The organism is Kineococcus vitellinus, assembly GCF_009906315.1.
In the GTDB taxonomy this organism is placed as follows: domain Bacteria; phylum Actinomycetota; class Actinomycetes; order Actinomycetales; family Kineococcaceae; genus Kineococcus; species Kineococcus vitellinus.
The window spans coordinates 1-10,626 of record NZ_JAAALL010000154.1 but is presented as its reverse complement, the minus strand read 5'-3'; the positions used below and the strand labels follow the sequence as shown (position 1 = coordinate 10,626).

Below are 10,626 nucleotides of genomic sequence, written 5' to 3'. Positions count from 1 at the left end.
CCACCGAGAGGCCCCACCATGTCCGTGACCCACCGCGAACCCGTCTCCTCGCCCGCCGCCCGCGACGGGCGCCTCGCGCACCGCAGCGGCGAGACCGTGCTCACCGTGCGCACCCCCGACGGCCGGCCGCTGGCCGGTGCGGAGGTCCTCGTCGAGCAGCGCCGGCACGCCTTCACCTTCGGCTGCATCGGCTTCGACTTCATCCCGCACGCCAACGGCGAGGGCCCCGGCGAGCGGACCGGTTCCTTCTTCGGCCGCGCGGCGCCGCACGAGGGCGTCGAGCAGCTCGCCGCCGACTGGTTCGAGCTGTTCAACACCACGACGCTGCCGTTCTACTGGGGCGAGTTCGAACCCGTGCGCGGGCGCCCGGACACCGAGCGGCTGCTGCGCACCGCCCGCTGGTTCGCCGAGCGGGGGGCGGCAGTCAAGGGGCACCCGCTCACCTGGCACACCGCGACGCCCGGCTGGCTGCTGGAGCTGACCGACGAGGAGGTGCTGGCCGCGCTGCGCGCGCGCATCCGCCGCGAGGTCACCGCCTTCGCCGGCGTCGTCGACACCTGGGACGCCGTCAACGAGGCGGTGATCATGCCCGACTACGACAAGCAGGACAACGGGATCACCCGCCTCAGCCGCTCCCTCGGCCGGGTCGCCACCGTGCGCGCGGCCTTCGAGGAGGCGCGCGCCGCGAACCCCGGCGCGACGCTGCTGCTCAACGACTTCAACCTCTCGCCCGACTACGAGCGCCTCGTGCAGGAGTGCCTGGAGGCCGGGGTGCGCATCGACGCGCTCGGCCTGCAGAGCCACATGCACAAGGGCTACTGGGGCGAGGAGCGGACGCTGGAGGTGCTCGAGCGCTTCGCCCGCTTCGGCCTGCCGCTGCACCTGACCGAGAACACGCTCGTCTCCGGCGACCTCATGCCCGCCTCCGTCGGCGACCTCAACGACCACCAGGTGCCCTCCTGGCCCTCCACGCCCGAGGGCGAGCAGCGCCAGGCCGACGAGCTCGCCCGCCACTACCGGACCCTGTGGTCGCACCCGGCGGTGCAGGCGGTGAACTACTGGGGCCTGTCCGACGCCGGCGCCTGGCTGGGGGCGCCCGTGGGGCTGGTGCGCGCCGACGGCACCCGCAAGCCCTCCTACGAGGCGCTGCACGGGCTGGTCAAGGGCGAGTGGTGGCTGCCGCCCACGACGACGGCCACCGACGAGCAGGGGCGCGTCGCCGTGCGGGGCTCGCTGGGCGGGTACGCGGTCTGCGCCGCCGGCGCCACGGCCGCCTTCGCGATCCCCGCACCCGGCGCGTCCACCGCCGACGCCACGCTCACCACCGCCCCGTAGCCCCTGTGGACGGTGCGGTGATCTTCCGCGGTGCACCGCGGAAGATCACCGCACCGTCCACAGGGGCGCCGCCGGAGCCCGCACCGGGCCGCGGTGGAACCGGGGGCGCCCGGGGTGACAGGCTGGCTCCGTGGCACGCGACGACGACACCTCCCCGGACACCTCCCCGGACACCTCCCCGGGCACCTCCCCGGTCGGCGACTCCTACGCGGCGGGCGAGGCCGCGCTGCGCGGGCTGCGCGAGCCGCTGCGGGCGTGGCTGGAGCAGAACGCCCTCGTCGACGAGGAGGTGGGCGCCGACGCGGTCGTGGAGGCCCTCACCGTGGCCGTCGGCGGGCTGCTCACCGCCCGGCCCGGGGCGGTGCTCACCCGCCTGGGCCCCGAGGACGTCGAGGTGCTCGTCGAGCGGGTCGTCCCCGCGATGGTCGCCGACACCGGCACGCCCGACCCCGAGGACATGGAGGAGGACCTGCAGGCGGTCTTCTACCAGTTCCTGCGCTTCCTCGGCGACACCGGCCGCTGGACCGGCTCCGAGGGGGACCTGGAGACCGACCTGACGCTGCTCGCCGGCGAGCCGCCGGAGATCGACGTCGTCATGGCCGAGGCCGCGGCCGAGGTCGACGAGGGCGAGGAGGACGCCGCGGTCCTGGCCTCCTTCCCCGTGCTGGCCGCGCGGGCCGTGCTCGAGCACGTCGGCGAGGGCATCGACGTGCCCGACGACGAGGAGCTGTCCGCCGACGACGTCACCGCCGTCCTGGCCTCCTTCGAGCACCGCATCCCGATCACCGCCGACGTCGAGGGCGAGCCGCAGCGGCTGGAGGACGTGCCGTGGCTGCGGCAGGTCGTCCTGACGATGCTCGAGCTCGACCTGCTCGACGGCGAGGACGACACCCTCCTCGCCCCCGGCGCGGAGGCCGACGGCTGGCTGGAGCCGGTGCCCGAGGCCCGCGAGCTGCGCCGCCACCTCGTCGGCCGCTTCGTCCTCGACGACCCCGCCACCCTCGACGGCGGGTTCTCCGTCGCCGAGGCGGTGCTGCCGACGATCCTGGCCTCCGCCATGGCCGGCACCCCCTTCGACGAGGCGGCGCTCGGCGAGCTCGTCGAGAACGCCGCCGCGCTCGGCCCGGCCGCCGGGGTGGCCGTCGACGAGCTGCGCGAGCGGATGTCCGACCTCGCCGTCTTCGGCATCGTCAGCCAGGACCCGCCGTGGACGGTGGCGCGCGGGTACTGGCCGGCGCTCGCGGCGGCGGTGGCCGCCGGCGGCGGGGACGGCGACGTGCTGGGCGACCTGTTCGGCGAGGAGGGCGAACCGCACTGGTTCGAGTCGGTCATGGGCCAGCTCGGCATGGGCGGCGAGCAGGTGCAGCAGATCCGCAACATCCTCGGCGGGCGCTGAACGTCGGACCGCGAGGGCTGGTCGGCAGGGTCGGGCCAGGAGGGTCAGAGGGTCAGGAGGGGCGGGTCAGGCTGCCGGGCCCGCCCGCCAGGACGGCGGCCGCCAGCGCCCGCGAGGCGGGGCGGTCCTCGGTGCGGGGGTTGGTGAGCAGCACGAGGTCGATCTGGCCGAGCTCGGGCAGCTTGTGCTGCGGGCCCAGCGCCACCAGCTGCACCGGCACCAGCGAGCCGGCCAGGCAGGAGACGCCGATGCCGGAGGCGACGGCCGCGATGAGGCCGTTGACGCCGCGGCACACGCACGCCGAGCGGTAGCCGATGCCGACGCGGTCGAGGGCCTGGTGCATGGCCGTCGCGCTCAGCGAGGGGCCGGGGTAGACGGCCAGCGGCACCGGCTGGGTGAGGTCCAGGCGGGTGGACGGGTTGCCCACCCACACCAGGCGCTCGCGCTTGACGAGCTTGCCCTCGCCGGAACCGCGCGGGCGCTTGCCGATGAAGATGTCCAGGCGGTCGTTCTCCAGCCGGCGGTGCAGCGTCCCCGACTGGTCGACGGTCAGCTCCAGGTCCACCCGCGGGTTCTGCGTGCGGAAGTCGCGCAGGATCTGCGGCAGCCGCGTCAGCGCGAGGTCGTCGGACATGCCGATGCGCAGCCGGCCCACCGGGCGGGCGCCGGAGAAGTAGGCGGCGGCCTGCTCGTGGGCGGCCAGGATCGAGCGGGCGAAACCGATCATGGCCTCGCCGTCGGCGGTGAGCGCCACCGAGTGCGTGTCGCGGTGCACGAGCTGGCGGCCCACGGCGTCCTCCAGCTTGCGCACGTGCTGGCTCACCGTCGACTGGCGCACGCCGAGGCGCGCGGCGGCCTGGGTGAAGGAGTGCGTCTGCGCGACCGCCAGGAAGGAGCGCAGCTGCACCGGCTCGAAGGTCCCCACCGTTCCCCGACCAGCCGTCACGGTCACCGCCCCGTCGCGCGTCCTGTGGCACGTCATCACGACACGTGATGACTGATAAGCCGCCCATGCGGGCGCCTGGAGCTGCACCCTACCCGCGCGGGCGGTGACACTGGAAGCACACCGCAGGGGGACGCACGAGGGGTACCACGACGTGACACCGGCAGCCGCCGAAGCCAGCACCGAGTCGACCGGCACGATCGCACCACCGGGCCGCGGCGGGACGTTCGCCGCGCTGTCGGTGCGCAACTTCCGCATCTACTCCACCGGTCAGCTGTTCGCCAACACCGGCGTGTGGGTGCAGAACATCGCCCTCGACTGGCTGACGCTGGAACTCACGCACTCGCCCGCCGCCGTGGGCATCGCGATGGCGCTGCAGTTCCTGCCGATCCTGCTGCTGGGCATGGTCGGCGGGATGGTCGCCGACCGCTACCCCAAGCGCACCATCCTGCTCGTCACCCAGCTGTGCAGCGCCTCCGTCGCCGCGACGCTGGCCGTCCTCACCCTCAGCGGGCAGATCACCGTCGGCGCGATCTACGTCCTCGCGGTCGTCGGCGGCCTCGTCGTCGCGCTGGACAACCCGACCCGTCAGTCCTTCGTCGGGGAAGTCGTTCCACCGCAGCACGTCCGCAACGCGATCGCGCTGAACTCCGCGGTGTTCCAGAGCACCCGCCTCGTGGGGCCGGCGCTGTCCAGCCTGCTCATCGGCACCGTGGGGACCGGCTGGGCCTTCGCCGTCAACGCGCTGCTGTACGTCGGGCCCACCATCACCCTGGCGACGATGCGCACCGAGGAGCTGCGGCCCACCCCCGCCCTGCCGCGCGCCGGGGGGCAGTTGCGCTCGGCGCTGCGCTACGTCGCCGACCGCCCGCACGTGGGCTGGACCATCGCCCTCGTCGGCGTCTTCGGCACCTTCGGGCTGAACTTCCCCGTCGTCCTCACCGCGATGGCCAGCGAGACGTTCTCCGCCGGCGCCGGGTTGTACGGCACGTTCAACATCGTCCTGGCCGTCGGGTCCATCGCCGGGGCGCTGCTGGCCGGCAGCCGCACGAACACCCGGCTGCGCACCATCCTCGTGCTCGCCGCGGCCTTCGGTGCAGCGCAGGCGCTCGCCGCGTTCGCCCCGAACCTCGGGACGTTCATCGTCGTCCTCGTCGTCATGGGCGTCACCAACCTCGCCTTCCAGGCGATCGCCAACTCCTCCGTGCAGCTGTGGGTGGACCCGGAGTTCCGCGGGCGCGTCATGGGGCTGTACGTCCTGGTGTTCATGGGCGGCACGCCCATCGGCGGGCCGATCATCGGCTGGATCACCGAGCACGCCGGGGTGCGGACCGGGATGGCGGTCTGCGGGCTCGTCCCCCTCGCCGTCGCGCTGGCGATGATCGCCGTGCTCTCGCTGCAGCCGGTGCGGGCGCGCCGGCGCGAGGCCGTGCTCGCGGGCTGACACCCGCCGCCCGGCCCCGCGACCCGCGCCGACGGGCGGGCTCACGCCGACCAGTCGGTGCGCTCGCGCCGCCGTCCGCGCACCTCGGCCAGCAGCCGCTCCCGCAGCACGGCCACCGGGACCCGCACCGGCGCCGCCCCCGGCCCGCCCACCGAGACCGCGGCGGGCACGGCCGGGCCGTCGCCGAGCTCGGCGTCGCCGACGACCGCCACGTGCGGGACGCGGCGCTCGCGGGCCGCGCGCACCCGCCGCGGCAGCGGCCCGTCCGCGGCGACCTCCACCCGCAGCCCGTCCGCGCACAGCGCGTCGGCCAGGGCCCGCGCGGCGGCGCCGTGGCGCTCCCCGCTCACCGGCAGCACCCGCAGCTGCACCGGCGACAGCCAGGTCGCCAGCCACCCGTCGTCCGCCTCCAGCAGCAGCGCGGTCAGGCGCTCCATCGAGCTGAGCAGCCCGCGGTGCACCAGGACGGGCCGGTGCGCGCCGCCGTCGGCGCCGGTGTAGGTCAGCTCGAACCGCTCCGGCTGCACGTGGTCGACCTGCACGGTCGACAGGGTCTCCTCCCGGCCGCGGCCGTCCAGCACCTGCACGTCGACCTTGGGCCCGTAGAACGCCGCCTCGCCGGCGGCCTCCTCGTGCTCCACGCCCAGCACCGACAGCGCCTCGCGCAGCGCCCCCTCCGCGCTCGCCCACACCGCGTCGTCGCCCAGGTGCGCCTGCGCCGCACCGCGCACCGACAACCGGTAGCGGTGCACCTCGATCCCCAGGACGTCGTAGGCGTGCCGGACGGCGCGCAGCGCGCCGACGACCTCGTCGACGACCTGGTCGGGTCGGCAGAAGGAGTGCGCGTCGTCCAGGGTGATCTGCCGCACCCGGCTGAGACCGGTGAGGACGCCGGACAGCTCGCTGCGGAACATCGAGCCGAGCTCCGCCAGGCGCACCGGCAGGTCGCGGTGGCTGTGCGGGCGGGCGGCGAACACCTGGGTGTGGTGCGGGCAGTTCGCCGGCCTCAGCACGAGTTCCTGCCCACCCACCCGCACCGGGGGGAACATGTCGGCGGAGAACTTCTGCCAGTGCCCGGAACGCTCGAACAGCTCCCGCCCGGCCAGGACCGGGGTGTGCACGCGGCGGCAGCCGGTGGCCAGCGACAGCTCCAGCGCGAAGCGCTCCAGCTCCCCGCGCACGACACCGCCGGCGGGCAACCACAGCGGCAGCCCCGGGCCGACGAGCGGCGAGGTGTCGAACAGGTCCAGGCGGCGGCCCAGGGCCGAGTGGGCGCTCGGCGCGTCCACCGGGCCCTCGCGCACCGCGTCCACGTCCACGTCCACCGGACTCTCGTCCATCGGACTCTCGTCCATCGGGGTCCTCCGTCTCGGGGAGGGGAACGCCCGGGAACGCGAAGAGCCCCGGGGAGTTCCCCGGGGCTCGGAATCGTCAGCTCAGTGCTGCGCGCGGCGCCGGAGTCCTACCGGCGTCGTCGTGGACTGGCTGCGAGGCATCACCCGGCCAGAGTGGCACGATGGGCCACCGGCGTCGAGGTGTTTGCCCGGAGGTCGTCGTGCTGCAGCTGGACCCGGTGGTCCCCGCCGACACCGACGCGCTGTTCGAGCTCCTGTCCGACCCCGCCGGGTGGTGGTTCGACCCGGCGGGCCGGCACCGCGACACCGCGACGACGCGCCGCTGGGTCGAGCGGGCCGCCGCGCGGTGGGAGAGCGACGGGCTCAGCTACTGGACGGCGCGCCTGCCCGCCACCGGCGAGGTCGTGGGGGTCGGCGGTGCCCAGCGGCACCGCTCCGGGGTGTGGAACCTCTACTACCGCGTCGCGGTGGCGCACCAGCGCAACGGCCACGCGCTGGAGCTGGGGCGCGCCGGCATCGACGCCGCGCACGCCGCCGACCCCGCTCGCCCCGTCGTCGCCTGGGTGGCCGAGCACAACCACCCCTCGCGGCGCGTCGCCGAACGCCTGGGCCTGCGGCTGCACGGTCTGCACGTCGACGCCGCCGACGGTGCGGTGCGGCTGGCCTACGCCGACCGCCCGCTGCAGGATGCGCCGCCCGGCTGATCGCGGTCGTCCTCCGTCTCCCCGTCCCCACAGGGCTGCGCCCGACGCCGGCGCCTGCGGCGCCTGTGGACGGAGGCGGTGGGCGCTCCCCGCGCTGGTCTGCTCCTCCTCACCGGGAGGAGGTGGGGGATGGACGAGCTGTCGACGCTGTCACCGCAGGCGGCCGACGCCGCCGCGGCGACGGCGCGCGCGGTGGCCGCCGGGCTGGCGGGCACCGCCACCCGCGTCGCGGGTGCGCTCGACGCGGTCGGCGGCTGGCGCGGCCTCGCGCGCAGCGGTTTCGCCGACCGCGTCGCCGACCTGCACGGCCACCTCGACCTGCTCACCCGCACCGCCGCTGCCGGAGCGGGGTCGATCGAGGGCTTCTCGCGCGAGCTGGGGATCCTGCGGGACCGGTTGCGCGGCGTCGACGCGGCCGTCGAGCGGGTGCAGCACCGCATCGCCACCGCCACCGGCGACCCCGCCTCCTGGCACGCGGACCACGCGGAGCTGGAGCACTGGCAGGCCTCCCGCCGCCAGGTGCTCGCCGACCTCGACACCGCCTGCGCCGACCTCGCGCAGCGGTTGCTGGCCCTCGTCCACGACGTGCCCGACCGCCCGCGCCGCGGCGCCGAGCACGTCGACGACGCCGTCCACGCCCTCGCCGCCGGGGCCCGGGACCAGGCCCACCTGCTGCTCGGGTGGGCCTGGGACGCCGAGGGCTGGCGCCGCTCCGCCACCGGCCTGCCCGCGCGGCTGCTGGAGGCGGCGCAGCACCCCGTCGACACCGCCCTCGCGGCGCTGCCCCTCGACGACCTCGCCGACGGCCGCTACGGCGCCGCCGCCGGGTCGCTGGCGACGGCGGTGCTGGGCCGGGGCGTCGGCCGGGCGCTCGGGCGCGCAGCGGACCCGGGCGACGCCCCGGGTCCGGGTCCGCGCCCGGACGGGAGGGCGTTGCCGCAGACGCTCGACGACCTGCTCGCCGGGGTGGACCTGCGCCGCAGCGAGGCGTTCGCCGGGGCCCACACCATCGCCCGGCACGTCGACGTGGACGACGCGTTCCTGCGGCGCAGGCTGCGGACCGGGGAGGTGGAGGGCGGGGCCGTGCAGCCGACCCCTCCCCGCGCCGCCTCGCGGTGGGCCGACCTGGAGACGGCCGAACGCGTCATCACCGGTGTCCTGCGCGACGAGGAGTCGACGCTGGCGGCAGCCGCGGCCGCGGGACGCCGACGCCTGCAGCTGTCCGGACCGGCACCGCCCGGAGCCGGCGTGCTCTGGCGGCGGGGTGACGACGGGAACCCGGTCGAGGTCCCGGTGACCTCGTGCAGGATCGTCCTGCAGAGGGCGCAGGACGGGTCGTGGTTCGTGGTGACGGCATACGTGGAGTGATGGTGGGACTGGTGACGGCACCCGTCGAACTCGCCTTCAGCGAGGTGGGCGACGAGCTCTGCCCGCGGGAGGCGCTCGAGCGGGGCATCGAGGAGGCGGCGCACCGCGGTGTGCTCGAGCGCGAGCGCGACCGCTGGCGCGAGGTGCTCGCGGCGGCGGAGGCGGCCGACGACTACGCCGACGTCCTCTTCCGCCTCGGGCACGTGAACCGGCAGGCTCCGCCCGACGGGACCTCCTGGCGGCAGTGGGCGCGGTGGGTGGACGAGCGGATGACGGAGGCCGTGGACGACCCGGCGACGGTCGTGCACGACCTCGACGAGGACACCGGGTGGTGGCGCAGCGGCGGGTCCCTGCACGTGCCACCCGAGCAGGCGTGGGCGCTGCTGCGCGAGCGGGGGCTGCGGGCGCCCGTCACGGGTCCCGGCCGCCGCGCCCACCTGGCGGGGGACGTCGGCCGCGTCGTGGGGGAGGTCGCGCTGCTCGACCCGCACGGCGTCGAGCGCGCCCGGGTGCCGACCTCGCGGGTGGAGGTCGTGCTGGAGCGGGCGGCCCCCGGCGCGGCGGGGTGGGCGCTCGTCGGCGCGGCCCCCGCCGCACCCGAGGAGGACGCCCGCGCCGCGGGCCTGCGGGCGCGGTGGCCGGTGCTCGCGAGCGCGCTCGGCGGCTGGTTCAGCGCCGCGGCCCTGCAGCGGGTGCACCCCGCCTCCGCCCACCACCGGATGATGACCGCGGAGGACGCGGGGTTCCGCGCCCGGCTGGCCGCCGAGATCGGGGAGCTCCTGACCCTCGGCGGGACGGAGCTGACCGCCGCCGTGCTCGCCGTGGGGTGCTCGATCGAACCCGCGCCCGCGCACCTGCGGCGGTGGCTGGGCTGGATGGCCTGGCGCGCCACGTACTTCGACTGGGCGTGAGCCGCCACCGGCGCGGTCCCGGTGGTTCAGGTGGTCGCCAGCAGGGCGGCGAGCAGGGCCGTGCGCTGCAGCATCCCGGAGACCGTGGCGTGCTCGGAGCGCGCGTGCGCACCGCCGCCGACGGCGCCGAGCCCGTCCAGGACCGCCGCGCCGGCGGCCGAGGCGAAGTTGCCGTCGCTCGCGCCGCCGACGGCGATCTCCGCCAGCTCGAAGCCGAGGGCGCCGGCGAGCTCGCGGGCGTGCCCGTACAGCGCGGCGGTGCCCTCGGTGCGCGCCATGACGGGGCGGTTCCAGCGGCCCGTCACCTCGCAGGCCACGCGCTCGTCGCCGGTGTCCAGGGCGGCCAGGACGGCGTCGACGCGCTGCTGCTCGGCCGGGTCGGAGACGCGGACGTCGATCGAGGCCCACGCCCGGCCCGGGGTCACGTTGGCGCGGGTGCCGCCGGAGACGACCCCGACGTTCACCGACGTGCCGGCGTCCAGGTCGGTGGCCGCGTGCAGCTGCTGGACGACCCGGGACAGGGCCAGCACGGCGCTCGCGCCGGCCGTCGGGTCGAGCCCGGCGTGCGCCTCCACGCCGGTGAGGTGGACCTGGAAGAGGCCGACGCCCTTGCGGGCCGTCTTCACCGCACCCCCCGGGCCGCTGGCCTCCAGCACGAGGACGGCCGCGGCCGCGCGGGCCACGTCCTCGATGACGGGCCGGGCCACGGGGGAGCCGACCTCCTCGTCGCCGTTGAGCAGCAGCCGCACGCCGCGGCGGGGCACCTGCAGCTCCTCGAGCACGCGCAGCGCCCAGACGAGCTGCACGAGACCGGACTTCATGTCGAACACGCCCGGGCCGCGCAGCACGTCGCCGTCCAGGGAGAACGGGACCTCCGCGAGCGTGCCCAGGCTCCACACCGTGTCGTAGTGGGCGAGCACGGCGACGGGCTCGCCGGGCAGCGCCCCCGGCAGGTCGAGCACGACGGTGTCCCCGTGCTCGCCGCCGCCGGTGACCGCGCGCGCCGCGGGGGCGCCGAGGCGCTCACCCAGCCACGCCTCCACGAACGCCAGCCCGCGCTCCAGGGCGGCGCGGTCGTCGGAGGGCGTCTCGACCTCCACGTACGCGCGCAGGTCGGCGAGCATCCGCTCGCGGTGGGAGCCCACCCGGGCGAGCAGCTCGGGGGCGGGC

9 protein-coding genes are annotated in these 10,626 nt (G+C 76.1%); 6 read left to right on the top strand and 3 right to left on the bottom strand.

Annotated features, from left to right (window positions below; all coding sequences use genetic code 11):
• The first annotated feature begins 18 nt into the window (after window positions 1-18).
• Both GTQ99_RS13950 and GTQ99_RS13945 read left to right on the top strand, forming a co-directional pair.
• Entirely contained in the window at window positions 19-1,335 is a 1,317-nt protein-coding gene (locus tag GTQ99_RS13950; RefSeq protein ID WP_166616340.1) for an endo-1,4-beta-xylanase, read from the top strand.
• A 130-nt stretch (window positions 1,336-1,465) separates the two neighbouring features.
• Entirely contained in the window at window positions 1,466-2,731 is a 1,266-nt protein-coding gene (locus GTQ99_RS13945; RefSeq protein WP_166616339.1) for a hypothetical protein, read from the top strand.
• Between the two features lie 52 nt (window positions 2,732-2,783).
• Here GTQ99_RS13945 and GTQ99_RS13940 read toward each other — a convergent pair whose 3' ends face one another.
• Complete coding sequence (locus GTQ99_RS13940; protein WP_338074993.1) at window positions 2,784-3,656, bottom strand: LysR family transcriptional regulator; 873 nt, start codon at window positions 3,654-3,656, stop codon at window positions 2,784-2,786.
• A 172-nt stretch (window positions 3,657-3,828) separates the two neighbouring features.
• On the opposite strand from GTQ99_RS13940, the gene GTQ99_RS13935 reads away from it, so the two are divergent.
• Window positions 3,829-5,118 carry an MFS transporter gene (locus GTQ99_RS13935; protein WP_166616337.1) on the top strand — a complete coding sequence of 430 codons (1,290 nt, stop codon included), beginning with the start codon at window positions 3,829-3,831 and terminating at the stop codon, window positions 5,116-5,118.
• 41 nt (window positions 5,119-5,159) lie between these two features.
• Here GTQ99_RS13935 and thrS read toward each other — a convergent pair whose 3' ends face one another.
• Window positions 5,160-6,458: a threonine--tRNA ligase gene (thrS, locus tag GTQ99_RS13930; RefSeq protein WP_166616336.1), complete on the bottom strand. Its 1,299-nt coding sequence runs from the start codon at window positions 6,456-6,458 to the stop codon at window positions 5,160-5,162.
• A 176-nt stretch (window positions 6,459-6,634) separates the two neighbouring features.
• Between thrS and GTQ99_RS13925 the strand changes: the two genes are divergently transcribed.
• The 3 genes from GTQ99_RS13925 (at window position 6,635) to GTQ99_RS13915 (ending at window position 9,456) form a co-directional block, all read left to right on the top strand.
• Window positions 6,635-7,177, top strand: coding sequence for a GNAT family N-acetyltransferase (locus tag GTQ99_RS13925; RefSeq protein WP_166616335.1), 543 nt, complete (start codon window positions 6,635-6,637; stop codon window positions 7,175-7,177).
• 129 nt (window positions 7,178-7,306) lie between these two features.
• Window positions 7,307-8,545 carry an RNase A-like domain-containing protein gene (locus GTQ99_RS13920; RefSeq protein WP_166616334.1) on the top strand — a complete coding sequence of 413 codons (1,239 nt, stop codon included), beginning with the start codon at window positions 7,307-7,309 and terminating at the stop codon, window positions 8,543-8,545.
• Window positions 8,546-8,556: 11 nt separating this feature from the next.
• Window positions 8,557-9,456, top strand: coding sequence for a hypothetical protein (locus GTQ99_RS13915; protein WP_166616333.1), 900 nt, complete (start codon window positions 8,557-8,559; stop codon window positions 9,454-9,456).
• A 26-nt stretch (window positions 9,457-9,482) separates the two neighbouring features.
• Here GTQ99_RS13915 and GTQ99_RS13910 read toward each other — a convergent pair whose 3' ends face one another.
• Window positions 9,483-10,613 (bottom strand): M20 family metallopeptidase, encoded by a 1,131-nt coding sequence (locus GTQ99_RS13910; RefSeq protein ID WP_420814566.1) that lies wholly within the window; start codon window positions 10,611-10,613, stop codon window positions 9,483-9,485.
• Between the last annotated feature and the right edge of the window lie 13 nt (window positions 10,614-10,626).

What these genes read in the sequence shown, in the direction of transcription:
- GTQ99_RS13925 (WP_166616335.1), top strand. Translation starts at nt 6,635, where the DNA reads ATGGGCCACCGGCGTCGAGGTGTTTGCCCGGAGGTCGTCGTGCTGCAG.
- thrS (WP_166616336.1), bottom strand. Translation starts at nt 6,458, where the DNA reads ATGGACGAGAGTCCGGTGGACGTGGACGTGGACGCGGTGCGCGAGGGC.
- GTQ99_RS13920 (WP_166616334.1), top strand. Translation starts at nt 7,307, where the DNA reads ATGGACGAGCTGTCGACGCTGTCACCGCAGGCGGCCGACGCCGCCGCG.
- GTQ99_RS13950 (WP_166616340.1), top strand. Translation starts at nt 19, where the DNA reads ATGTCCGTGACCCACCGCGAACCCGTCTCCTCGCCCGCCGCCCGCGAC.